21 protein-coding genes are annotated in these 23,958 nt (G+C 71.0%); 9 read left to right on the forward strand and 12 right to left on the reverse strand.

Annotated features, from left to right (window positions below):
- Positions 1 to 165 precede the first annotated feature (165 nt).
- Complete coding sequence (locus AB0J69_RS44305) at positions 166 to 2,976, forward strand: BTAD domain-containing putative transcriptional regulator (protein WP_364131101.1); 2,811 nt, start codon at positions 166 to 168, stop codon at positions 2,974 to 2,976.
- A 215-nt stretch (positions 2,977 to 3,191) separates the two neighbouring features.
- Here AB0J69_RS44305 and AB0J69_RS44310 read toward each other — a convergent pair whose 3' ends face one another.
- From AB0J69_RS44310 to AB0J69_RS44320, 3 genes are all read right to left on the reverse strand, one after another.
- Positions 3,192 to 3,593, reverse strand: coding sequence for a DUF998 domain-containing protein (locus tag AB0J69_RS44310; RefSeq protein ID WP_364131104.1), 402 nt, complete (start codon positions 3,591 to 3,593; stop codon positions 3,192 to 3,194).
- 464 nt (positions 3,594 to 4,057) lie between these two features.
- Positions 4,058 to 4,267, reverse strand: coding sequence for a hypothetical protein (locus tag AB0J69_RS44315; protein WP_364131107.1), 210 nt, complete (start codon positions 4,265 to 4,267; stop codon positions 4,058 to 4,060).
- A gap of 4 nt (positions 4,268 to 4,271) precedes the next feature.
- The gene (locus AB0J69_RS44320; RefSeq protein WP_364131108.1) at positions 4,272 to 6,020 is read right to left on the reverse strand and encodes a right-handed parallel beta-helix repeat-containing protein; all 1,749 of its coding nucleotides are present in this window, start codon (positions 6,018 to 6,020) and stop codon (positions 4,272 to 4,274) included.
- Positions 6,021 to 6,049: 29 nt separating this feature from the next.
- On the opposite strand from AB0J69_RS44320, the gene AB0J69_RS44325 reads away from it, so the two are divergent.
- Positions 6,050 to 6,883 (forward strand): TetR/AcrR family transcriptional regulator, encoded by an 834-nt coding sequence (locus AB0J69_RS44325; RefSeq protein WP_364131111.1) that lies wholly within the window; start codon positions 6,050 to 6,052, stop codon positions 6,881 to 6,883.
- Positions 6,884 to 7,405: 522 nt separating this feature from the next.
- Here AB0J69_RS44325 and AB0J69_RS44330 read toward each other — a convergent pair.
- On the reverse strand, positions 7,406 to 7,942 hold the full coding sequence (locus AB0J69_RS44330; RefSeq protein WP_364131114.1) for a VOC family protein: 537 nt from the start codon (positions 7,940 to 7,942) through the stop codon (positions 7,406 to 7,408).
- Between the two features lie 191 nt (positions 7,943 to 8,133).
- A complete protein-coding gene (locus tag AB0J69_RS44335; RefSeq protein ID WP_364131117.1) occupies positions 8,134 to 8,571 on the reverse strand; it encodes a DUF5980 family protein in 438 nt (145 codons plus the stop codon).
- A 345-nt stretch (positions 8,572 to 8,916) separates the two neighbouring features.
- Between AB0J69_RS44335 and AB0J69_RS44340 the strand changes: the two genes are divergently transcribed.
- Entirely contained in the window at positions 8,917 to 9,858 is a 942-nt protein-coding gene (locus AB0J69_RS44340; protein ID WP_364131120.1) for an RNA polymerase sigma-70 factor, read from the forward strand.
- An 81-nt stretch (positions 9,859 to 9,939) separates the two neighbouring features.
- Positions 9,940 to 11,124, forward strand: coding sequence for an FAD-dependent oxidoreductase (locus AB0J69_RS44345; protein ID WP_364131123.1), 1,185 nt, complete (start codon positions 9,940 to 9,942; stop codon positions 11,122 to 11,124).
- 131 nt (positions 11,125 to 11,255) lie between these two features.
- Here AB0J69_RS44345 and AB0J69_RS44350 read toward each other — a convergent pair whose 3' ends face one another.
- The 4 genes from AB0J69_RS44350 to vanY-N all read right to left on the reverse strand — a co-directional run bounded on the left by AB0J69_RS44350 (position 11,256) and on the right by vanY-N (position 14,772).
- A complete protein-coding gene (locus AB0J69_RS44350) occupies positions 11,256 to 12,533 on the reverse strand; it encodes an MFS transporter (RefSeq protein WP_364131126.1) in 1,278 nt (425 codons plus the stop codon).
- 71 nt (positions 12,534 to 12,604) lie between these two features.
- Positions 12,605 to 12,850 (reverse strand): hypothetical protein, encoded by a 246-nt coding sequence (locus AB0J69_RS44355; RefSeq protein ID WP_364131128.1) that lies wholly within the window; start codon positions 12,848 to 12,850, stop codon positions 12,605 to 12,607.
- A gap of 317 nt (positions 12,851 to 13,167) precedes the next feature.
- Positions 13,168 to 14,058 (reverse strand): hypothetical protein, encoded by an 891-nt coding sequence (locus AB0J69_RS44360; protein ID WP_364131131.1) that lies wholly within the window; start codon positions 14,056 to 14,058, stop codon positions 13,168 to 13,170.
- A 159-nt stretch (positions 14,059 to 14,217) separates the two neighbouring features.
- Positions 14,218 to 14,772, reverse strand: a complete 555-nt coding sequence (vanY-N, locus tag AB0J69_RS44365; RefSeq protein WP_364131134.1) for a D,D-peptidase/D,D-carboxypeptidase VanY-N — start codon at positions 14,770 to 14,772, stop codon at positions 14,218 to 14,220.
- Between the two features lie 192 nt (positions 14,773 to 14,964).
- Between vanY-N and AB0J69_RS44370 the strand changes: the two genes are divergently transcribed.
- The 4 genes from AB0J69_RS44370 to AB0J69_RS44385 all read left to right on the forward strand — a co-directional run bounded on the left by AB0J69_RS44370 (position 14,965) and on the right by AB0J69_RS44385 (position 20,530).
- Positions 14,965 to 15,639: a response regulator transcription factor gene (locus AB0J69_RS44370; protein ID WP_364131137.1), complete on the forward strand. Its 675-nt coding sequence runs from the start codon at positions 14,965 to 14,967 to the stop codon at positions 15,637 to 15,639.
- Positions 15,640 to 15,646: 7 nt separating this feature from the next.
- A complete protein-coding gene (locus AB0J69_RS44375) occupies positions 15,647 to 17,131 on the forward strand; it encodes a HAMP domain-containing sensor histidine kinase (RefSeq protein WP_364131139.1) in 1,485 nt (494 codons plus the stop codon).
- A complete protein-coding gene (locus AB0J69_RS44380) occupies positions 17,128 to 17,625 on the forward strand; it encodes a hypothetical protein (protein WP_364131142.1) in 498 nt (165 codons plus the stop codon). Before AB0J69_RS44375 ends, AB0J69_RS44380 begins: the two co-directional genes overlap by 4 nt.
- Positions 17,626 to 18,220: 595 nt before the next feature.
- Positions 18,221 to 20,530, forward strand: coding sequence for a helix-turn-helix domain-containing protein (locus AB0J69_RS44385; RefSeq protein ID WP_364131145.1), 2,310 nt, complete (start codon positions 18,221 to 18,223; stop codon positions 20,528 to 20,530).
- A gap of 149 nt (positions 20,531 to 20,679) precedes the next feature.
- Here AB0J69_RS44385 and AB0J69_RS44390 read toward each other — a convergent pair whose 3' ends face one another.
- Positions 20,680 to 21,552, reverse strand: a complete 873-nt coding sequence (locus tag AB0J69_RS44390) for a sigma-70 family RNA polymerase sigma factor (protein WP_364131148.1) — start codon at positions 21,550 to 21,552, stop codon at positions 20,680 to 20,682.
- A gap of 177 nt (positions 21,553 to 21,729) precedes the next feature.
- Here AB0J69_RS44390 and AB0J69_RS44395 point away from each other — a divergent pair, with 177 nt between their 5' ends.
- The gene (locus AB0J69_RS44395; protein ID WP_364131222.1) at positions 21,730 to 22,146 is read left to right on the forward strand and encodes a carboxymuconolactone decarboxylase family protein; all 417 of its coding nucleotides are present in this window, start codon (positions 21,730 to 21,732) and stop codon (positions 22,144 to 22,146) included.
- A gap of 155 nt (positions 22,147 to 22,301) precedes the next feature.
- Here AB0J69_RS44395 and AB0J69_RS44400 read toward each other — a convergent pair whose 3' ends face one another.
- Together AB0J69_RS44400 and AB0J69_RS44405 are read right to left on the reverse strand one after the other, a co-directional pair.
- A complete protein-coding gene (locus tag AB0J69_RS44400) occupies positions 22,302 to 23,069 on the reverse strand; it encodes an alpha/beta hydrolase (RefSeq protein WP_364131151.1) in 768 nt (255 codons plus the stop codon).
- Between the two features lie 269 nt (positions 23,070 to 23,338).
- The gene (locus AB0J69_RS44405) at positions 23,339 to 23,680 is read right to left on the reverse strand and encodes a helix-turn-helix transcriptional regulator (RefSeq protein WP_364131154.1); all 342 of its coding nucleotides are present in this window, start codon (positions 23,678 to 23,680) and stop codon (positions 23,339 to 23,341) included.
- Positions 23,681 to 23,958 lie beyond the last annotated feature (278 nt).

Raw genomic sequence — 23,958 nt, forward strand, 5'->3', positions numbered from 1 at the left:
GACTGAGCGCGAATCCGTCACTCCAGCGGATCAGTTCGGGGTGCGAGCCCGGCCCACCGTTTCAGCCGCGAACGGAACCAGGTACAGAACGGTCCGAAACGCGCCTCCGCCGCAGCAAGACCTCGTTACTCTTCTAGATCCGGTGACGAAGGGGGAGCGCTCCGAATGGGTCTGGAGATCAGATTCCTTGGTCCGTGGGAGATCGCGGCGGGTGACCATGTGGTCAAGCTGGCCGGGCAGCGGCGGATCGGGGTGCTGGCCAGGCTCGCCCTTGACGCAGGCCAGGCGGTCCACACCGAGCGCCTCCTCGCCGACGTGTGGGCGGACAGTTCGGCGGCGACCGCGGCCAAGCAGCTGCACATCGTGATCTCCAAGCTCCGGGAGACGCTCGCTCCCCACGGCGGGGAGGAGATCATCGAGACCGTGCCCGGCGCCTACCGGCTCACCCTTGACCGGGACCGCGTCGACGCGCACGTGTTCAGCCGGCTGGCTCGGCAGGCGCGTACCGCCCGCTCCCGGAACCAGACGGCGGACGCCGACATGCTGTTCCGCCAGGCGCTCGGGCTGTGGCGAGGGCCGGCGTTGGCCGAGGTGGACGCGCCTTGGGCGCGGCTCGAGGCCGGGCGGTTGGAGGAGGAGCGGCTCGCCGTTCTGGAAGATCACGTCGATGTACGGCTCGCCGCCGGGGACCACCGTGCCGTGGCCGCCGAACTCGCCGGGCACGTCGCGGCACACCCGCTGCGCGAGCGGCCCGCCGCCCAGCTCATGCTCGCCCTGTACCGCGACGCGCGATCGTCCGAGGCGCTGGCCGTCTACCAGGACACCCGCCGGGCCATGGTGAAGGAGCTGGGCATCGACCCCGGCAACGAGCTGCGCCGCCTCCACCAGGCCATCCTCGCCCGCGACCCGGAGCTCGACCTCAGGGCCCCGGCGCAGGTGGTCACGCCGGCCGAGCCGATCGTGCCCGCCGAGCTGCCCGCCGACACCCACGCGTTCACCGCCCGGGCCGCCGAGATCGAGCGGCTGCGTGCCGCCCTCGTCACGGATGGCGGGTCCACGATCACAGTGATCGACGGTCCCGGCGGCATCGGCAAGTCGGCGCTCGCCGTACACGTCGCGCACACCGTCACCGACCGTTTCACCGACGGCGTCATCTACGTCAACCTGCACGGTTCCACCGCCGGGCTCGCCCCGCTGACGGCCATCGAAGCGCTCCGCCACCTGATGCGCTCGCTGGGCCTCGACGGCACCGCCGTACCCGCCGACCCCGGTGAGGCCGCCGCCCGCTACCGCTCGCTCACCGCGACCGGCAACCTGCTGGTGATCCTCGACAACGCCCGCGACGCACGTCAGGTCCGCCCGCTCATCCCGGGCGGGGCGGGCTGCCGGGTCCTCATCACCAGCCGCGCCCCGCTCTCCGTCCTGGACAACGCCCACCACCTGCACCTCGGCACCCTCGCCGACGCAGACGCGGCCGCGCTGCTCACCCGCGTCGTCGGTGCTGACCGGGTGCGCGCCGAGCCGGAAGCGGCGGCGGAGATCGTACAGCTCTGCGGCGGCTTCCCGCTCGCGCTGCGCATCGCGGGCGCCCGGCTGGCGGCCCACCCCACCCGGGCGCTCTCCGATCTGGCCGTACGGCTCGCCGACGCCACCCGCCGCCTGGATCTGCTGGAGTACGCCGACCTGGCCGTACGCGCCGGTATCGCGGTCAGCCACCAGCAGCTGCACGAGGAGCCGGCCGGGCGGGACGCCGCTCACCTCCTGGCCCTGCTCGGCCTGCTCGAACTGCCCACCCACACCTCCGCCGCCACTGCCGCCCTGGCCGGCTGGCCGCAACACCGTGCAGAGGCCGCCCTGGAACGTCTCCTGGACGCCCGGCTCCTCGAACCCGCGGGGCACGACCGGTACCAGTTCCACGACCTGGTCCGCCTCTACGCCCGGGAACAGGAACTCACCGCGGAGGAGCGGGCAAGCGCGATCCGCCGCGCGCTGCACCACTACCTGGCCACGGCGAGGCGGGCCGAGGGCATGGTGGGTTCCACCGCCACGAACTTCGACCACGTCCCCGCCGAGCAGCCCGGGGAGGAGATCACCACCCTGGAGGCCGCGAACGAGTGGATCGAGCGCGAACGGGACAACCTGCTGGCCGCGGTCCGCCAGGCGACCGGTGATTCCGCCGATCAGACGGCGGCCGCGCTCGCGAACGTCACCCAGTGGCTGTTCGACCGGCGGGGCTGGTTCTCGGAGCTTGTCGAGGTCAGCGAGGAGGCTTTGCGAGGTGCCGCCGAGCTGGCGGACTGGCCCGGCAAGGCGCTCCTGCACCAGGGGCTCGCCTCCGTTCACTACCAGCTCGGACGCTTCCAGGAGGCCCTGGACAACGTGAAGGAGGGGCTGGCCTGCTGGGACCGGGCCGGACTGCCCGACCGGAAGGCGGGGATGTACAACGACCTCGGAACCGTCTACGCCATGATGGGCCGCAACGACGACGCCCTGGCCGCGCTGGAGCGCGCGCTCGCGATCGTCGAGCGCACCGGTCGCGTGGACCACGAGTCCTACGTCCGCAACAACCGGGTGCACGTCTACTACCGTCAGGGGAGATTCGAGGAAGCCGTGGAGGAAGCACGGCATGCCGTGGCCATGACGGAGAAACTGGACGACACCGGGGGTCTCGGCATCGTCCACGACACCCTGGGCGACGCCTACCGGGCCGGCGGCATGCTCGTCGAGGCCGTAGCGGAATACCGCCACGCCATCGCGCTCCAACGTGCGGCGGGCTTCACGCTCTACACCGCCGTGTCCAGCTGGTGGCTCGGCCGGACCCTGCACGACCTGGGACGGTCGGAGGAGGCATGGGCTTCCTGGCGGGTGTCGCTCGACCTGCTCCACGAGGCCCGCCTCCTGACCCCTGCCGAGGTGGCCGCCTACCTCGCACAACCCGTCCCGGACACGCCGGAACCCATCAAGAACCAGCTGTGAGCTTTCGCTGCCCCGGCCACAGCTTGGTCGCCCGGTGGTGGTGGCGGGGCCACCTCAGGAAAGGGGTGACGTGCCCCTGGCGACTGACGGCGACGCGGGCGCTTCGGAGCCGGATGTGCCGCTCTTGGCGCGGCGGAAGAGTCGGTGGCCCTCGCTAGTCGGTTCGTGGCCTGGGAGCGGGCCTGGGCCATCAGATGTGCCGCGATCAGCGACGTTCAGGTCCAGTTCAGGGTCAGCCCTGCCAGGATCGGCCGGAAGTCGGCGGCGGGGAGGGCGGCGAAGTTGAGGACGACGACGATCGGCGCGACCACCAGGCAGAACGCTGCCCAGCGGCGTCGGCCGGCGGCGGCGAAGCGGCGGCCGAAGACGACGTACGTGGCCAGGCCGGCCAGTCCGGCGAGGGCCGGGGCGGGGGAGTGCACGATCCCATGCCAGGTGGGTTGCTCGGACATGCCCGGCGGGAAGCCGTTGATCGGGTCAGCGAGGAACACCCCGCTGACGATCAGGGAGGCGCCGCTCACCCCGATCAGGAGCGGTGCCCAGGTGCCGCCCGGGCCTGGATACAGCACCCGCCGGGTCGCGACCGCGTAGGCCAGGACCAGCAGTCCGGTGACCACGAAGGTGGTGATCTGGATCCAGCCCAGGTGGCCTTGGCGATGGCTTCGGCTCCGGATTTGACGTGGCGCATTGCGGTGCGGGGTTCTTGTCCCGGGTCTTGCCCATGGCGCTGCGCCGCAGCTGATGCAGGTCGAGCCGCGCGTACTGGTCAAGCAGGACTCGGGCGCGGTCGTAGCCGAGGCGGGCACGGCCGGTGTGCGGCCAGATGTCGCCGGCGGCTGGGCGCCTGGCGGGAACAGGGCGGCGCTCGGACAGGAACAGCGGCCCGTGCGTGCGCGTGCTGCCGTCCGGGAGCCTCCAGATCGAGGTCTTAGACGTTCATGGCGAGCATCTCCGCCATGATCGCTCATGTACGTGACAACAGGCTGTCATCGCGTACATGGCATGCCGCGCAGGAGCGTGTGGTGGCGGGAGTGCGTCTTCCTAGGGATCCCTCCTTGGACCCGCCGAAAGCCGCGAGAGATCATGACCGGTGCCCGGCGTTCCGTTCGTCCTGGTTCTGCTGCCACTGCTCCATGACCTGTCCGAGGCTCGCGTCAGCGAGGAGCAGGAACTCGGCAGCGACGCCGAAGCGGGCGCCGGCCGGGGTCGCGGCCCCGAGCACCTCCGCCGCCCGCTGCGTCGCCGGATCGGTGCCGGGCCCGAAGCTGGGGACGTTCACACCGAGGTGCATCAGGTCATGCTGCTGACCCCCGGCCGCGCCGCAGTCCCGCGCGGGCCTGGATGTGCGCGGTGGCCTCGTCCAGTCCTTCGGCCAGCGTGGTGTTGTTTTCGTAGGTGACCCCGTCCGGGACCGCGTCGGCGCCGTAGGGGTCGGCGTCCCAGAAGTTGCCCCGGTAGACGACGTTGTCCAGCGGCGGCGACACCTGCAGCACGGCGGTGTTGTCGGCGCCCGCGACCACGTTGCCCTCGACGGTCACCCAGGCGGCGCCGTAGTCGGTGTAAAGCCCGAAGTTGTACGGCGTGCGCGTGTCCTTGATGACGTTGCCGCTGATCTCGGCGCCGTCGTCGTGCGAGCTGCCCTGAGGACCGGACAGGTAGACGCCGCCGCCGTCGGCGAGCACGCTCATCGTGCCGGTGGTGAGGTTGCGCAGAATGCGGGTGCGGCGGCCGGGTCCCGCCACGATGCCGCAGTGCGGGACCTCGCGGACGTGGTTGCCGGCGACGGTGCAGCCGTCGGTGCCGGACAGGGCGATGCCGGGGGAGCCCGAGTAGTCCAGGCCGACGCGCTCGACCAGGTTGTCCTCGACGAGGACGTCGCTGCTGCCGGTGACCGTGATCGCGGAGGCGGACAGGGTGTCGAAGTCGCAGCCGCGCACGACCAGCCCCGAGCCGCCGGTCAGGCCGAGCCCGGCGGCGCCGAGCCGGGTGAACCGGCAGCCCTCGAAGACGACGTCGCCTGCGTCCTCGGCGACGACGCAGGCGGGGATCGTCTCGGATCGGCCCGGCACCGTGACCCACGCCTGGCCTTCGACGATGACGACCTTCTCGATGGGGCCGCCGTCGTAGTGGTCGCTGCCGTGGTAGTGCAGGAAGCCCGCCGGGCCGCTGGGGCGCAGCCAGGTGGCGTCGGCGAAGACCAGGCCACGGAAGGAGACGCCGTGCGCGCCGGTGACGCGTACCAGGGTCTCCAGGGCGGGGGCCACGACGCGGGGCCCCTCGCCGGGGTGGGGCAGGTAGCGCAGCCGATGGTGGCCGGGGCGGGAACGGTCGAGGACGAAGGTGCCCGGCTCGGTGAGGAAGGCGGCGTCGTTCTCGATCTTGGTGGGCAGCGGCGGGCCGACCTGGACGTGCTCCTCCCAGGTGAAGTTGTAGAGCTCGATCGCGCGGGCGAAGGCGGGCTGCGCCATGGTGATCGCCGCGCCGTCGCCGTCGGCGGTGACGGCGGCGACGCCCATGCGGGCCTCGGTCCACGGGTAGACGCCCCGGTGGACGAACTCGACGTCGGACGGGCTGCGCCAGGCGAGCGGGGCGGCGCTGTCCGTGACGTAACCCGTGACGGTCCGGGTGGCGTTGCCGGGCAGGGCGTCGATGCCGGCGCGCTCGGCGCGGCGGAGCGGATCGCCGGTGTAGAGCTGGCGGGTGTCCAGGTCGCCGGCGTCGGCCACCAGGTGGCCGTCCTCCTCGCGCCAGCCGGTGATCTCCCGGCCGCCGCTGACGACGGCCGTCTCCTGGGCGGGGGTGCCGTAGCCGAAGGCCTGGTAGGTGATCCGGTGGCCGTCGCGGCCGCCGTCCTCGCCGGTGAGCACGAGGGGGGCGGTCAGCGTGTGGGTGCCGGCGCGCAGGTGGACGACGACGTCGCCGGACAGCTCCCGGGCGGCGAGCCTGGCCCGGTCGAGGGTGGCGAAGGGGCTTTCCTGGGTGCCGGGGCCGGCGTCGTCGCCGTGCGGGGAAACGAATAGGTCTTCCTTGTTTATGGTGTACATGGGTATATACCGTAAACGAGGAGGGCGACATGAGCAAGGCGCACGACCCCGATCTCGGGGTGGAACTGCTGTGGGACCAGGGCCGGCGTGCCGGGCTGAGCGCGGGCCGGATCGTACGCGCGGCCGTCGAGGTGGCGGACGCCGAGGGCCTGGCCGGCCTGTCGATGCGCAAGGTCGCCGAGCGCCTGGGCTTCACCACGATGTCGCTGTACCGGCACGTGCCGGGGCGCGACCACCTGGTCGACCTGATGCAGGACGCGGTGCTGGCCGGGGTCACGGCGCCCGATGGGCGGACCTGGCGGGCGCGGCTGGAGGCGTGCGCGCGGCAGGGGTACGAGCTGCGCCGGCGGCATCCGTGGCTGGCGGAGATCCGGGGCGGCCGGCACGTCCCCGGGCCCAACGCGGTGGCGTACTACGACTCGATGCTCGCCGCGGTGCGCGACACCGGCCTGACGCCGGCCCGGATGATCGCCGTGGTCGACCTGGTCGGCAGGTTCGTCGACGCCGAGTCGCTGCGGCTGCTGGAGACCAGGCGGGCCGAGGAGAGCAGCGGCGTCAGCCACGAGGAGTGGTGGGGGGCGCGCGACTCGCTCTACGCCCGCCTCTACCGCTATCCGACGCTCACCTGGTTGTGGGAGTCGGGGGGCTACGACGAGCCGGAGGACCCGTTCGAGTTCGGCCTGGCCCGCCTGCTCGACGGCGTCGAGCTGCTCGTCACCCAAGAGCGTGACGAAAGGCGTGATGAAAGTCGGTGCCAGGTGTGCGGTGAGCCGGTGGAGCAGCCGGTGTCGGGGCGGCCGCGCGCGTACTGCTCGCGAGCGTGTCAGCAGCGCGCCTACCGCAGGCGCCGGAGGGACGCCTGACCGTGCGCCCGCCTGGTGAGCCTGACCAGGCGGGCGCCCGGTCGGGCTGCTCAGCCCCAAATGGGCTCAGACGAGCGTGATCTGGTAGACGCGCTGCGCGGCCGTCAGGTCGGCCGCGTACCCGCCGTCGAAGAAGCCTGACAGGAACGCCAGCAGCCCGTGGACGGCGAGCAGCGCGGCGGCCGGGACGGCGACCGCCTTTGCGAGGGTGTCGGGTTAGGTCTTCGGTGCGGCCCGTCTACTCGCGCGTGTCAACCGCGACCCAGTCGCTGCTGCGGCAGCGGCACATCCTCACCGAGGGCTGGGGACATCTTCGGAAGCGGAGGGCCGTGAGGGAGTGCGCACGGGTGGCTGGAGGGCGCTTGGCCGGCTCCCGCCCTTCGAGGGAATCTACAATGTAAAGGCGGTCGGTGCACAATAAATATGGGCTTCGCCCATCAACAACGACAAACCGCGGCTGGGGTAACAGAGTGCGCCAGTCGCCGCAACGCTGCTTGTCGCCGGCCATCTGGACCAGCACGTTCAGGTGTGAACCGGCTGGTATGCCTCGTACCGCTGTAACCACTGTGTTCGGACCTGCGGCGGATGGGCGTCCTGTACGCAGAACTCGTTGCCTTCCGGATCGGCCATCACTACCCAGGTCTGGTTGTTGCCCTGGCCGACATCGACGCGGGTGGCTCCCAGCGCTTCCAGGCGGGCAACCTCTGTGGACTGGTGCTCGGGTCGCAGGTCGAGATGGAGGCGGTTCTTGCTCGTCTTGGGCTCAGGCACCTTGATGAACAACAGGTCGGCCACCACGCAGTCTTCGCGACTGCCTTCGGGTGGCTCGACGACCCACTCAGGGTCTTCGTCTTTGCTGATCACCCAACCCAGTGCCTCTGCCCAGAACCTGGCCAGTCGTCCGGGATCTTGAGAATCGACGATCAAGGCACCGATACGCAGCCCCATGGCCTCACCGTAGGGCACTGCGGCCGCAGCCGTCGACCCGCAGGCGGTCCGGCGCGAGAACACCGCCTGCTGCCCCAGATGATCGCCGACCTGAAGGCCTGGCTCTGCCAAGTCGGCAGCGTGCTGACCTGGGCCGTCTTTTTGCTAGGGCAGCCGGTTGCACCGGGTGCACCATTGGTCAGGAGTCCATCATGACCCCGCTTGAACGCATCACATCACGCCCTCGCCGAACTGATCAACCAGTGCACGCGAGGAAGCCGGCCCGAGCGGCAGCTGACCGCCTGGGAAGCGCCCTGAGGGGTCTAGTAGCAGCGGTCCTTCACGTTGATGGCGACGGGGTTGCTCTGGGTCTCCGTCCCGTCCGAGGCAGTCAGCAGCAGGTTGTACACCCCGGCTGGGAGCGGCGCGACGGATATCTGGACGAAGCCGTTCAGCACCGTCGATCCGGTTTCGGGGTTGGTGTAGTTGGAGCCGGGCGGAATCTGCGAGCCGCCCGCGCTGGTTGAGCCGGGGGGCAAGTTCCGCAGTCCGATGCGGACGGTTGTCGACCAGCTTCCGACGACTGCGGCCACGAGGTACGTGTCGCGGTGGGCGCCCGGCTGGACGCATATCTGTTGCTGGGGCTGGAAGTCGAGCAGTTCCCACGTCGCCGCCGAGGCCGGTGTGCTGCCGGACAATGCGAGCGCCAGTCCGGCCGTCGCGCCGAGTGCCAGCCTGGCGGCACGGTGAATCGTTTTCACGTCTGCCTCCTTGGTGCTTGTGCTTCGGACGTTTGCCTGCCCGCAATTATTGACGATTAAAGAATCTTTTGGAAGTTTCGGTATTCTTATGAAACTTTCACTTTTACGGTGCTAGGTCTCATTGAATTAAGCATTCGGGCCACGCGGACGGCAGACGGCGGACAGTGTGGCGGTGCGGGCGGCGACCTGGTCCAGGGTCGGGTTGTCTACGAGGAGTCGCGGTCGGGCCGGACGCCTCGAAAGTGCTCCGCGAACTGTGGCCGTCAAATGCTTGGTCGCTTTGATCTCCCAGGTCAGGTAGGCGGGCTGGTCGATCAAGCGCCGCCACGCCATTAGGATCAGGTCATGCCATTAACGGTGGACGACGTCGACCGGTTCGAGTTGTCGCGGCCCCGTCTGGGGGCCATCGCCTACCGGCTGCTCGGCTCCGCGGACGAGGCGGAGGATGCCGTGCAGGAGACGTTCCTGCGCTGGCAGGCCGCCGACGTCGACCGCGTCGAGGTTCCCGAGGCCTGGCTGACGAAGGTGCTCACCAACCTGTGCCTCAACCAGCTCACCTCCGCGCGGGCGCGCCGCGAGACCTACGTGGGCCAATGGCTTCCCGAGCCGTTGCTCGCCGGGGACCCGATGCTCGGCCCGGCCGACACCGTCGAGCAGCGCGAATCGGTCTCGTACGCGGTCCTCACTCTCATGGAGCGCCTGTCGCCCAACGAACGGGCCGTGTACGTGCTGCGGGAGGCCTTCGACTACCCGCACCGGGAGATCGCCGAGATCCTCGACATCACCGAGGCGGCCAGCCAGCAGATCTTTCACCGTGCCAGGAAGCGTGTGGCGTACGGCAAGGCCCGCGCCGAGATCGACGAGGCCGCCGCCCGGCGGATCGTCGAGGAGTTCCTCGCGGCCGCCACCAGCGGTCAGACCGATGAGCTCGTACGCCTGCTCACCAAGGACGCCATCTCCATCGGCGACGGCGGAGGGAAGGTTCCGGCACGCACCAAGGCTTTCGAGGGTGCCGTCGCGGTCGCGAAGTTCGTGTGGGGCATGTTCAAGCCCGCCGAGGCCAAGCGCGCCGTCGTCGGCGGCGCGCCCGAGATATACGCCTGGACCGCCAACGGCGAACCGGCCGTTGTGGCGGTCGTGGAGGGCCGGGTCGTCGCGATCATGTGCCTGGAGATCACCGCCGAGGGCATCGCCGCCTGCCGTACCCAGGCAAACCCCGACAAGCTCGCACGCGCGACCGAGCAATGGGCGGCGGCCGGCCATGGGGAGCCCCTGTTCGTGATGTGACGTGATTCACATTCCGCTCCTGTCAGGAAACGGCGGGCCATCCGGTTCAAGTGGCGAATCCGAACCGGACAGGAGCCTGAAATGAAGCACCGCATCATCGTTCTCGGAGCCGGATACACCGGAGCCAGCGCCGCCGGCCGCCTCGCCAAGCGGCTCCGCCGCGAGGACGTCGCCATCACCCTCGTCAACGCCGAGCCCGACTTCGTCGAACGCATTCGCAACCACCAGCTGGCGACCGGCCAGGACCTCAAACCCCGGCCGCTCAGCGAGATCTTCGCCGGCACCGGCGTCGAACTGAGGCTCGCTAAGGTCACCGGCGTCGACGTCGACCGCAAGACCGTCGCCGTCACCGGTGCGAACGGTGCCGCGGAACTGGAGTACGACACCCTCGTGTACGCCCTCGGCAGCGGCTGGAACAGCCAGGGCGTACCCGGGACCGCCGAGCACGCCCACCAGATCGCCGGCCGTACCGGGGCACTCCGGCTGCGCGAGCGCCTGGCCGGACTCGACGCCGGGCAGACCGTGGTGGTGGTCGGCGGCGGCCTCACCGGCGTGGAGGCCTCCGCCGAGCTCGCCGAGGCCCGCCCGGACCTCGACGTCGCCCTGGCCGTCACCGGCGGCCTCGGCGACTGGATCTCCCCCAAGGGCCGCGAGCACGTGAGGAAGGTCTTCGGCAAGCTCGGCATCACCGCGTACGAGCACACCACCATCAGCGGCGTCGAGGCCGACCACGTCACCACCGCCGACGGCAAGGTCATCCCCGCCGCGGTCACCGTATGGACCGCCGGTTTCGCGGTCCACCCGATCGCGAAGGCGACCTCCCTGGAGGTCTCCGGCACCGGCCAGATCGTGGTCGACCGGACCATGCGCTCGGTTTCACACCCCGATGTGTACGCCGTCGGCGACGCGGCCATGGCGATGGGCGCGGGGGACAAGCCGCTACGGATGTCGTGCGCCTCGGGAATCCCCGCCGCCGCGCTGGCCGCCGACGCCATCGCGGCCCGCCTGACCGGCCGGAAGGTCCCCGACAAGACGATCGGCTACTTCAACCAGTGCATCTCGCTGGGCCGCAAGGAGGGCCTGATCCAGTACGTCACGGCCGACGACCGTGCCAAGCAGGGGGTCCTGACCGGCCGGCTGGCCGCCGCGTACAAGGAACTGATCTGCAAGAGCGCCGCGTGGAGCGTCGCCAACCCGACGTTCGGGATGCCGACCCGGCAGCACCGCGTCACGCCTGAGCAGACGCTGAGGCAGGACACGGTATGAGCGTCGTTGTGGACGACGTTGCCGGTCTGCGCAGATCGCCGAGTTTCCCGAGGGCCGCCACCCACGATGTCGAGATCGGCGGCCGGCAGCTGCCCGCGCACCGCCGGACGACACTCACGCTGGTCCGGCACTCACCGGCCGCCGGCGGCCTCCTCCTCGGGGAGAGTCTCGGCATCGGGATCGTGCGTGGCGTGGGCGCGGGCGGCGGCGATGGTGGCCCGGCCGGAGGGCAGGCGGGTCGCGATCGCGATGACGACGATGGCGGCCAGCCCGGCGCCGATGAGCAGGACCTGCACGCTGACCACGTCGGCCAGCGGGCCGAACACGGCCATGCCGACCGGGGTGGCCAGCGCCATCACGATGCCGACGTAGCTGAACACGCGACCGTGCAGGGCCGGTTCGACGGTTTCCTGGATCAGCGTCATGAACGGCGTCGCGAACGGCGGCACCAGCAGTCCGAAGGCGAACATGAAGCCGTAGAAGACCCACAGGTTGCCGCTCAGCCCGAGCGCCACGGTCACCAGCCCGAAACCGTAGACGGCGACGAGGATCAGTCCTATCGGGCTGCGTTTGGCCAGCACGGTGGACATCAGGATGCCGCCGAGCATCATGCCCAGGCTGAAGGCGATCTCCAGTGCCGCCAGCATCCATTCCTCGTTACCGAAACTGCGCGCGACCAGCAGCGGCGTGACGAACGAGGGGGCCACGGTGAGCAGGAAGATGACCGCGTACACGATGAGCAGCCAGCGCACGATCGGGTGGGTGCGGATGTAGCGCATCCCCTCGGTCAGGTCCTGCCGGTAGGAGGCGCGGGACTCGGTCACCCGTTCCAGGGTCGGTACGGCGACCAGGGCGAGCAGCCCGATGCCGATCACCGCCGTGACCACGTCCAGGAAGAAGACAGGGACGAGTCCGTACGCGGCGAAGATCGCACCGGCGGCCGCGGGGGCGAGCAGGGCCATCGCCGAATGGATGGTCTGGAAGATCCCGTTGACGCGCATGAGGTGCTCGCCCGGCACGATCTGCGGGATCATCGCCTGTACGGCGGGAGTCTGGACGCCGGCTCCCAGTGACCGGACCGCCACGGCCAGCAGGACGATCCACAGGTCGTTCACGCCGTTGGCCATCAGCAGCGCGAGCGCCAGCGTCGCCGCGGCGATGGCGCCGTCGGCGGCCATGACCAGCACCCGGCGGTTCATCCGGTCGGCGAGCACACCCCCGAAGATCGACACCAGGCCCTGGGGAAGGAACGCGGCCACCGCGTAGAGTGCCACCGCCAGCCCGGAGCGGGTCTGCAGCGTCACCCACCACATCACCGCGTATTGCGCGATCATCGAGCCGAACAGCGACACGGTTTGCCCGGTCAGGAACAGGGCGACGTTACGCCGCCAGCGGGTGGTCGTGGTCATCTGGTCCTTCTCCGCTCGCGCTGGACGTGGTTTCTCCGCGCCGGGTGGGCAGGGGGCTGGGCTCGTCGTGGTCAGGCGGCAGGCCGGTCGGAGGCCGCGCCGTACAGGGCGCGGAAACCCGGTTCGCCGTCGCCGAGGGGGGAGTTGTCGGTGCCCCGCGCGTAGGTGCAGGCCTGGGCCAGAAGCCGGTCTCGCAGGGTGCCGCCGGAGTCCAGCGCCGCCCGCCAGGGCACCCCGTCCCTCGGATGGCCGCGTTCGGTCAGGAGCCGGGCGAACTCGTCCCGGGCGCGGGCGCGCGTGCCGGCCTGCTGGGTCACGAGCGCTCCACTCCGGTCTCGTCATGAGCGATGCGAGGCTTTGGGGCCGAACGCACCCTACCTACCAATAGGTAGGGTGCCAAATCAGGGCGCAAGTCCCGGATCGGCAGGGGTTGCCGGTGGGCGTGGCGATCGCGACCTGGACAGGAAGATCGTCACCGTCCAGTCGGCGAGGAGGGGCGGACTCGGCGCATCGAGGGCTCGTGGGGCATGGCGCAGTGCCGGCGGTGGTGACGACGGTGACCGTACGGCGGGCGCCGGTGAACCGGGCGTGACGACGCACTGACGACTCGCGGAGAAGCACCTCTCGGGCGAGCTCATGGGAACAAACGACGCATGGTCTCGCGGGCGGAGCTCACGCTCCGCCTCAGGGCCTGCTCCAGTTGGCCGGCGTCTGCGGCCAGGCGCTCCAGCTCGGGCACAGTGAACGCGTCGGCCCCCGTCTCGGCCACCAGCTCCTCGTACTGGTGCACGTGGCTCCGCAGTTCCTCGATCTGGTGGTGGGCCAGGTACGCGCGCTCGGCGTCGGCGACGTTGCCCGCGTACCGCTCCAGCGCCTCGACCCGGGCCAGCACCGCTGCCTCGCTGCTGTTCAGCGCCTGCGTCAAGGGTTCGGCCACGGCCGCCACGTCGGGCGTGAGCCCCAGTGAGATGACCTCCGTGTGCTGGGCGCGCAGCGCCGACAGCTTGGCCAGCAGGCGGGCGATCTCCCACTCCTGCGCGGGCAGCATCACCGCGTTGCGCACGTCGTCGAGCAGGCCCTCGGCGTTGATCCGGGAGCCGCTCACGGTGGCGATGGCGCGCTGCGCGCGGGCCAGGAGCCGGGCGGCGGGCTCATCAAGGTCGTCGGCGAGCACGTAGCGACCCTCGTACCAGCGAAGCTGCGCGAAGGCCTGCCGCTCGAACGCGTACTCATCCGCCTCGTCCGTGGATTGGTCGTCGCGGCCGAGCCGCAACATCACCAAGGGGATGCCGAGCAGTGCCAGCAGCAGTACGGCGAGCCCCGGGCTCATGAGGCCGAGGCTCAGCAGCAGGCCGAAGGAGGCCGCCGGCCCGAACGCCGCCAGCATCCAGTAGTGCAGGCCGGAGGATGGCCGCCACAGCTTGGGGGCCCATCCCTGGCGCATCTTGATCAGAACGCGCCGGCTCTTTCTGAGCACCTGCGCGTCCTGCGGCGGTACGCCGGGGTCTACGATCACATCCGCCACGGATTCGGATCCTCCGGGTAGTGAGCAGTTGAGGTGTCGACGGAGCCTCTACGATGCCGCGGTGGCGCCGGCCGTTCGTGGAAGCCGCCGTCTGGGGACCGCGTGCCGCCGGCAGCGACCCTGACGTACGTGTCAGGTCATGGCCTGGAGTGCGTCAGGTCAGCTGACGTAGCCGACGCCGGGGTGGGGTCGTCGTCGTGGTGGCGTGCCGCAGCTGTCCGGGCGGTGCTCGAAGTGCCACCACTCGTTGTCGTAGATGCGGTAGAGGTCGTAGCGGGCGCCGTGTTCCTCGAGCCAGCGGGCGCCTTCGTGCGGGCGCACGTCCAGCGCGATGCCCTTGACGTGGTTGGATTCCGCCGGTGGCAGCACGAGCATTCGTGCCGAGGCCGGGGAGCCGGAGCGGCGTACCTCCTCGTCGAACATCCGTTGCTGGACAAGGGGATCGCGGTATCCGGAGGTGAGGCCGATGAGCTGGCCGTGACGCCAGAGCGCCTCGGTGCGCGCCGCGGTGAACGCCGCCCTGGCGCCGTCGGTGAGCCCGGTGAGGTCCTCGGCGGGGAATCGCATCCCCAACGCCCAGTGGCAGGCCACTTCGCGGGCGCGGCCGGGATGGCGGGCGAACGCCACGGGCAGCAGGAGCACGGCGAGCACCAGCGTGACAGCCGCGTACAGCCGGTCACGGGGCCGAGGTGGGATGGTGCGTGGTTCGCTCATGACGAACTACGATTGGCGCCGAATATGCGTGCGTTGTCCGCCGCATGTCATGGTTTATCGACGGCGACCACGGCCGGCGCGACCGTGACACAACCATGACACGGCGCGGACGAGGCGGGGACACGGCCGGCCGACAGTGGATGGGGTTGACCGGGCAGGCGAGTTACGGAGCGTACTGTGATACTCGGGGGCGTGTCGCGAGTGTTGTTGATCGAGGATGACCCGGCTGTGCGGGAGGGCCTTGAGCTGGCCCTGAGCCGGCATGGGCATCGGGTGCGCGCCGTGGAGTCCGGCGAGCAGGGGCTCGACCGGCTGCGCACCGACCTGCCCGACGTCGTCGTGCTCGATCTGATGTTGCCCGGCATGGACGGGTTCGCCGTCTGCCGCCGCATCCGGGCCGCCGGTGAGGTGCCGATCATCATGCTGACCGCCCGCGGCGACGACATGGACGTGGTGGCCGGGTTGGAGGCGGGCGCCGACGACTACGTGGTCAAGCCGGTGCAGCCCAGGGTGCTCGAGGCGCGCATTCGCGCCGTGCTGCGGCGGGTCGGCCGGGACCAGGCGGAGCTGGAGCGGCACGGCGAGCTGACCATCGACCGGGCCGGGCTGGTGGTCGCCAACCGCGGCGTGCCGGTCAGCCTCGCCCCGACCGAGCTGCGCCTGCTGCTCGAGCTCTCCGCCACGCCGGGCCGGGTGCACAGCCGCCAGCAGCTGCTGGAGTCGGTGTGGGAGCACGGGTATTTCGGCGACTCGCGCCTGGTGGACGCGTGCGTGCAGCGGTTGCGCGCGAAGATCGAGGACGACTCGGCGGCGCCCGTCTACGTGCAGACGGTGCGTGGGTTCGGCTACCGCTTCGGGCCGGTGTGAGCCGCCGGTGTCACCTCGGCCGAGCCTGGGGCTGCGTACCCGGCTGCTGTTCGCCTTCGCACTGCTGTGTGTGGTCACCGCGGCGGCGGTGGCCGGCGGGCTCTACGTCCAGGCCCGCAACGACATCCTGCAGCGGACCCAGGATGCCACGGTCCAGGCGATGAGAAGCCGCGTGCAGGCGCTCTACCCGTTGCGGACCTCGACGCCGGGCCCCGGCGAGCTCGACGACATCGCCGCCGCCGTGCCCGACCAGACCAGCGTGGAGTTCGCGGTCGCCGTCTACCGCGAGATGCACTCGCCGGTCCCCCCGCCGGGGCGCTGGAGGCCGGGCGGGAGGGTGCTGGATCTCACGGTGATCTCACCAGAGCTGCGCCGGGTGGTGGCCGACGGCGGCCTGGCGTGGCAACGCGTGGTGTGGGAGGGCATGCCCTGGCTGATCGTCGGCACGCCGTTGCTGATCGCCGAGCCGGACCACAGGACGCGGGTGTCCGGCATCGAGGTCTATGCCGCGCGTAGCCTGCTTTCCGAACAGCGCAGCATCGACGAGCTCGCCGCACGTGCCTGGGCCACCGGCGGGGTGGCCCTGGCGTTCGCGGTCGCCCTGGCGTTGCTGGCCACCCGGAGCGTGCTGCGCCCGGTGCGCGAGCTCGGCCGGGCGGCGCGCCTGCTGGGCGAGGGCGAGATGCGGACCAGGATCGCGGTCCGCGGCTCCGACGAGCTGGCCGACGTGGCGCGCACGTTCAACAACACCGCCGCGGAGCTGGAACGGCACGTCAAACAGCTGCGCGAGATGGAGGCCGACGCGCGCCGGTTCGTCGCCGACGTGTCCCACGAGCTGCGCACCCCGCTGGCCGCGCTCACCGCGGTCGCCGACGTCCTGGACGAGGAGGCGGCCCAGCTGCCCGAGCCCGCCGGCAGGGCCGCCAGGCTGGTCAGCCAGGAGACGCTCAACCTCACCGCTCTGGTGAACGACCTCATCGAGATCAGCAGGTTCGACTCCGGCGTCGCGGCCCTCGCGCTGAACGAGATCGACGTGGCCGAGCTGGTGCGCGCGACCCTGCGTACCCGGGGCTGGTCAGAGCGGGTGGACACCGAGCTGCCACCTGAGGTGACGGCCCTGCTGGACCCGCGCCGGGTGGACGTCATCCTCGCGAACCTGGTCGGCAACGCCCTGCGGCACGGCGAGCCACCGGTGTCGGTACGGCTTTCCGCCGACCCGCACTGGATCGCTCTGGAGGTCCGCGACCACGGACCGGGGCTGGACGAAGCGGTGCTGCCGCACGTGTTCGACCGGTTCTACAAGGCCAACGCGGCCAGGGCCCGGTCCGAGGGCAGCGGCCTGGGCCTGGCCATCGCGCGGGAGAACGCGCGCCTGCACCGAGGCGACCTCACCGTCACCAACGCCCCGGATGGCGGCGCCGTCTTCACGCTGCGCCTGCCGCGCCGGGCACACGATCCGGACGGGCAGACCGACACGGGAGGCCCCGAGTGAGGACCGGACTCGCCCGCCGCGTGCTCGCCGCGGGCCTGGTATCGCTCGCCGCCGTGGCCGGCTGCGGCGTGCGACCCAGCGACGTCATCGAAGCCGGCGACCCGCCGAGCGGAGACGTCCTACCGGTCACGACGATCACTCTCTACCTGGTCAAGAACGGCCGGCTCAGCCCGGTGGCGCGGCCCGGGCCCGGTGGCCGTCCGCTGTTCGGGGCCGACACGCTGGCGCTGCTGGCAGACGGACCCACCGCGAGGGAACAGGCGAAAGGGTTCACCACCGACGTCCCACCCCAAGCCGCCCCGTTCTTGGTGACCGCCAAACCGGCCGGCCACCTGCTGGTGACCCCGTCCGCTGCGGCCGGCGAGTTGTCCACGCTCGCCGTCCAGCAGATCGTGTGCACGGCCGCCGCCATGACGCCGGACAGCCCTGCCCAGGTCACCGTCGTCGGCACGGGGGAGGACGTCGACCTGCGGAGCTGTCCGGGGCGACGGTGACGACCCATCCTCTCCTTCGGACAGATCGCCGCGGTCGTGGTCAGATCGACTTCCGCGTACGGGAGCAGCGGCACAGCCTACGCTTCCGCTCCCACGTACGTAGCGATCATTGCGTGAAGTCGGGTGAGACGGCACGCCGAATGCCGTGCATGGGCCACGAACGCGGCTACCGGTGAGGAGCGTTACAAAGGCTCCGGGAATGGTGGAAGCCCGGTAGCGCAGTCGATGAATATTGGCAGTGTGACGAGTACGGGCTGGGAAGATTGCGATCGACCGTGTTCATTCCTCGGGGTGCCCGTCTCCCCGGGCACCGCGACGTGGTGTACCGGCTCGCGTACAGCGCCGACGGCCGGATCCTGGCCGGCGCCCGCGATGGCGTGATTCTTTGGGCCCGCGCCTGCTGAGCACGATCCCCGACCGGGCCGGGCGGCTGGTGTTCAGCAGGCGCGGACGCATGCTGGCCGTGAACGGGTCATGACGGGAGGCAGAACCGGCGACTCCACCCCTGGCACGGCCCGCCGGTCGCCGATCTCGGGCACGCCGGTACTTTGGATCACGCCGCCCGGTGGCCGGGGGCAGGCAGCGAGGAGGATGGATGGTCAACTCGTTCGGCCCGCTCCTGCGGAGCCTGCGGCAGGCCGCGCACTTGACGATCGAGGAGCTTTCCCACGCCTCCGGCGTGAGCGTGCGGGCCATCGGGGACATGGAACGCGGCATCAGCCGCGGCCCGCAACGGCGAACGGTGCAGGCCCTGGCCGAAGCGTTGCGGCTTGATGAGGAGCAGCGGGCGGAGCTGGCCGAGGCCGCCAGGGCGGGCCGGCCGCGGTCCAGCGGCCCGGGGGAGGAGCGCGTGGGGCGGCCGCGGCTGTACGAGCTGCCGCGGGGGCTCGGCGACTTCGTCGGCCGGGAGGCGGAGCTCGAGCTGCTGTGCGCGCAAGGGCGGGCGGCGCCCGCAGACGGCCCCACCCCGGTCGTGGTGGTGCACGGCCAGGTCGGCTTGGGGAAGACGGCGTGCGTGGTGCGGGCGGCCGAGCTGTTGCGGGAGGTGTTCCCGGACGGGCAGTTCTACGTGGACCTGCGGGGCGTCGACGCCGAGCCGATGCCGGCGGCCGAAGCGCTGCACCGGCTGCTGCGGGCGCTGGGCCTGGACCCGCGCGCGATCGCCGAGGAGGAGCAGGAGCGGGCCAGCCAGTTGCGGGCGGTCATGGCGGAGCGGCGGTGCCTGCTGGTGCTGGACAACGCCGCCGACGAGGCTCAGATACGCCCCCTGCTGCCGGGTCCCGGCGCGGGGATGGTCGTCGTGACCAGCCGTCGCACGCTGGGCGGGCTGGAGGGGGTGACGCGGATCGCGCTCGCGCCGTTCTCGCCGCGGGAGTCGGCGGAGCTGTTGCAGGCCATCGTGCGAGAGGCCGCCGATCGCGCGGCGGCGGAGACGGCGCAGGTGGCGGGGTTGTGCGGACACCTGCCGCTGGCGTTGCGGATCGCCGGCACCCGGCTGGCCTCCCGGCCCGGATGGACGATGCGACACCTGGCGGAGCGGCTGTCGGACGCGGATCGCCGGCTGGCGAACCTGGCGGTGGGCGATGTGGGGGTGGAGGCGGCGTTCGCGTTGTCGTACGCGGTGCTGTCGTCGCGGGCGAAGGCGACCTTCCGGCGGCTGGCGCTGGTTCCGGCGGTGGACTTCGCGGCGCCGATCGCCGCGGTGCTCACCCGGAGCGAGGTGCTCGCGGCCGAGGATCAGCTCGATGACCTGGTCGAGCTGGGCCTGCTGCAGCACGAAGGCGCCGACCGCTACCGCTTCCACGACCTGATCCGGCTGTACGCGAGCCACCGGCTGCGCGAGGAGGAACCCGCAGAGGCCAGAGCGGCGGCCGAGCGGCGCATGGCCGACTGGCTGGTGGAGACCGCGACCGTGGCCGGGCGGTGGTTCGAACCCGACTACGGAGCACCACCCCCCGGCTACAAGGGCCTCGTTCCGCTCGCCACGCAGGAGGAGGCGCGGGCCTGGCTGGAGGCCGAAAGGGACACCTGGCTGTCCGCGCTGCGGATGGCGGCCGCCGCCGACCGGCACGAGCAGGTGGCCGGACTCGGTGAGGCGATGCGCTGGTTCGCGGCCTACACGCCGCACTGGTTGGGCGACTGGCTGGAGGTGTTCGGGCTGACGCGTGCCGCCGCCGCCCGGCTGTCCGACCGCCGCCGGGAGCTGTGGCACATGAACCGCCACGTCTGGGCGTTCCTCGCCGCCTACTCACGCCGCGGGGAGGCGGCGCTGAGTGAGGGTGCGGAGCGGGCGATGGAGGTCTACCGGCTCGCCGAAAGCCTCGGCGCCGACAGGGAGCAGGCCGACGCGGTGTGCAACGCGGCCGAGGCCTGGCGGACCCTCCCCGACATCGATCAGGCGCTGTGGGCGTACACCCGGGGGCGAGAGCTGGCCGAAGCCGCCGGTTACCACCACACCTACTACTGGGCCAGCGGCGGAGTGGCGATCGCGCTCTCCCGTCTCGGCAGGCAGGAGGAGGCCATCGAGGAGTACCGCAGCTTGCTGAGGAACATTGACGAACAGCCGGTCGCCTCCGCTGCGGCGCAGCACTCACGGATGTTCGCTCTGGGGGGCCTGGCCGGCGCTCTGCTCGCCGCGCAGCGCTGGCAGGAGGCCATCGAGGTGGCGGAGCCCGCTCTGGCCGAGACCCTGGAGCAGGGCAGCATCTGGACGATGAACATGCGCTTGGCGCTGGGCCGGGCATATGCCGGGCTGGGTGCGACCGGCCAGGCCCGCGAGTATCTGACCCGGTCGATCGAGCTGGCGGAGAAGCACAAAACGTGGACGCCCAGATCGCTTGAGCAGGTGAAAGCGGAGCTGGCGGCCCTCGGCAGGCCGGAAGCAGCTGACGGGACAGGTGGGTGATGTCACCTGACGGGGAGGCCGGCGCGGTAGCGATCGCCGATGCCCTCAGGCACCGCCACAAGACCTCCGCTCGGCTCCTCGACGAGGGCTGCGGTGCATGGGTATGAACGTCACATCGAGCTCACCCGTACATGACGCGCTGCCGCGCCTCACTCCACCCACGCCGGCACGACCTGGCCCAGCCGGGCCGGGTCGGTCATGGAGCCGATCACCGTGATGAGGCCGTCCACGATCGTGAAGGCCACGACCGTGGCCGGCCGCCCGCCGAAGGTGATGACGGCTCCAGGGGCGCCGTCCACCAGCGCCGGATGCATCCGCGCGTCCGCGTTCCTGAACAGCGTCGCCTGACCGGCGATGTTGCGCGCTCCGCGAATGGTGACCGCACCTCCGGGCGTCTGGGCACGCAGCTCCACATCGGGCGCGAGCATGGTGAGCAACCGGGCGACGTCACCCTTGCCGACCGCCTCGAAGAACGCGTCCACGACCTCCCGGCCCGCGGCGTCGGCGGCGGCCACCCTGGTCCGCAGCCGCCCCCGGGCCCGGCTGGCGAGCATCTTCGTGGCCGCGGTGCTCCGGCCGAGGATGGCCGCGACCCCGTCGAACGGCACCTCGAACACGTCGTGGAGCACGAACGCCACCCGCTCCGCCGGGGTCAGGGCATCCATGACGACGTACAGCGCGAGACCGACGGACTCGGCGAGCAGGACCTCCTCCTCGGGGTCGGTCCCGGAGCCCCAGACCGCCTCCCGCGGGAGCATCCCGACCTCCAGTTCGAGCGGCTGCTCCCGCCGCACCCCGTGCTTGCGCAGCGCGTCCAGGCAGATCCGGACCGTCACCGTGGTGAGCCAGCCGCGTAGCTCCCCGATCCCGTCCGCACCGTTGCGCACGAGCCGCAGCCACGCCTCCTGCACGGCGTCGTCCGCGTCCGCGTGCGAGCCGAGCAGGCGGAACGCGATCGCGTGCAGATAGGAGCGCTGGGCCTCGAACGCGGCGGCGAGCTCTTCCTCGTCGGTCACGGTCACGATCCTCCTCGGTCTTTTCCTCGGTACCGGCACTTGGACGTCTCGCGAGCCGCAAAGGTAACGCGGGCACCCGCGTTACCTTCCCGGGCGGCGGCACGTCGTAGTGGCGTCAACCGATCCGACGACCCTGCGGGGAGTAGAAATGGCGCGTATCAAGACGCCTCGACCCAGCCCGACATCACGGGCGCCGTACAGCAGCTCTTCAAGGCGATGTACGCCGGAGGCGTGCCGCAGCAGACGCTGGAGCTGGTGCATCTGCGCGCGAGCCAGATCAACGGCTGCAGCGCATGCGTGGACGCCGGCACCGCCAGTGCCGCGCATTCCGGGGTGAGCGCGGAGAAGATGCTCAACCTCGCCGCCTGGTACGAGAACCCGATCTTCGACGACGCCGAGCGTGCCGCGCTCGCGCTCACCGAGGCCGCGACCCGGCTCTCCGACCGTCCGGGCGCGGTGACCGACGAGATCTACGCCGAGGCCGCGAAGCACTTCGACGAGCGGCAGCTCGGGGCCCTGGTGCTGATGATCGCGACCACCAACTTCTTCAACCGCATCAACACCACGTTCCGGGTGCCCGCCGGCCGGAGGTGGGACTGATCACGTACGCGTGAACGTACTGCGGCGGCCCACCCCCCGGCGGGCCGCCGCAGTGACTACGTACGCCTTCAGGAGCTGTGCGTCATGCGGCGCGCGCGGGCGGCCCCATCGCCACGTACGTCGCCGCTGGTCTGGAATGTGCGGAAGTCTCGGTCTCAGCTTCGCCCAGCGCCGCTCTGACGCTCCCCGCCAGGGCGGGCGTCACGAGGAACGGTTCGCTGCTCGGTCCGGGTGGCGGACGCGGCAGCCGCGTAACCCGCCAACAGGTCCGCCACCTCTTCGGGGCGGCTGAGTGCGACGCAGTGGCCGCCCGCGATCTCGTCGGGGACGATGCCCAGGCGCTCGGGCGCCAGCCGGCGGAAGAAGTCGGGCGGGAAGAAGCGGTCCTCGCCGCAGAGCACGAACTTCGTCGGCACGTCCGGCCACGCATCCAACGGCCATGGAGCGGCCGATGCGGCCATGGACGGGTGGTCGCGCTCCTTGCTCAGCGCCTCCTCGGCCAGCTTCCGGGGTACATCGTGGTAGAAGCTCACGAACGGATCCGCGTTGCCGGTCAAACCGCCATCGCGCTTGGCCTGCTCCTCCATCGCGCTCTGGTAGCCGGTGTTGGCCCACCACTCATCCGGCGACTCACCCGGCGTCGGGATCATGCCGGCCAGGAGGACCAGCACATCGACGGGCAGCCGAGCGGCGACCAACGGGGCGGTGAACGCACCGAAGGAGTGGCCCACGACGACCAGGTCCTGCTTGTCGCCGACGGCCTCGACCACGGCGTCGGCGTAGTCCGCCAGGGTCTTCGACTCGTCGTCACCCGGAAGGTCGGGAGCCAGCACGTCGTGCCCGCGCGCTCGTAGCTCCGCCTCCACCAGGTGCCAGGACCATCCGACGTCTCCTCCGCCGTGGATCAACACGAATGTGCTCATTGGACTCTCCCTTGATTGTTGGAATCCGGATTCATCGGTGGAACCCGGAGCGCACGACAGACGGCGACCGCGAGCACCACGATCACGCCGCCGACGAGGGGCGGCACGTGGTCAATGTCATGCCGACCACGTTAGGAGCCAGACGCCATCGTGAAAAGCGATTGTTTCCGATGGACTCGATCGCCAGAAACGATGGCTGGGAGCGACTGAGGCACCTGGCCGCGGCGGGAGTCTCGTCCACCTGACGCGGCCGTCGACGACGGCCGAACTCAGCCCAGGTCGATGTGGGCGAGCTCGGTGCGCACGGTGACGCCCAGCTTGGGGAAGGCCCGGTAGAGGTGGTGGCTGACGGTCTTGGGGCTGAGGAAGAGCTGAGCGGCGATCTGCTTGTTCGTCGCGCCGGTCGCGGCCAGCCGGACGACCTGGAGCTCCTGGGCGGTGAGCCGGGCGGCCAGGTCGTCGGTGTCGTGGCGGCTGAGCGTCTCTCCCGTGGCGCGCAGTTCGGCCGCGGCGCGGTCGGCCCACTGGGCGGCGCCGATACCGCGGAAGGTCTCCTGGGCCGCGCGGAGGTGGGCGCGCGCGTCGGTGCGACGCCGGTTGCGGCGCACCATTCGCCGTAGAGCAGTTCGGTGCGGGCCTGCTCGAAGGGGCGGTCCGTACGGTCCAGGGCGGCGATGAAGTGCTCCTCGGCGTCCGGGTCCGCGGCCAGCAGGGCCTCACATCGATGCAGTACGGCACGCGGCGGTGTTCCCGACCCTGATCATCGCGGGCACCGCCTTCGCCCTCGCCTACGGTCCGCTCACCATCGCGGCCACCGACAGCGTGACGGAGGAGGAGCAGGGTCTGGCCGGCGGCCTGCTGTACACCTTCACCCAGTTCGGCTCGGCGG

This window comes from Nonomuraea sp. NPDC049709 (assembly GCF_040674815.1).
GTDB lineage: Bacteria > Actinomycetota > Actinomycetes > Streptosporangiales > Streptosporangiaceae > Nonomuraea.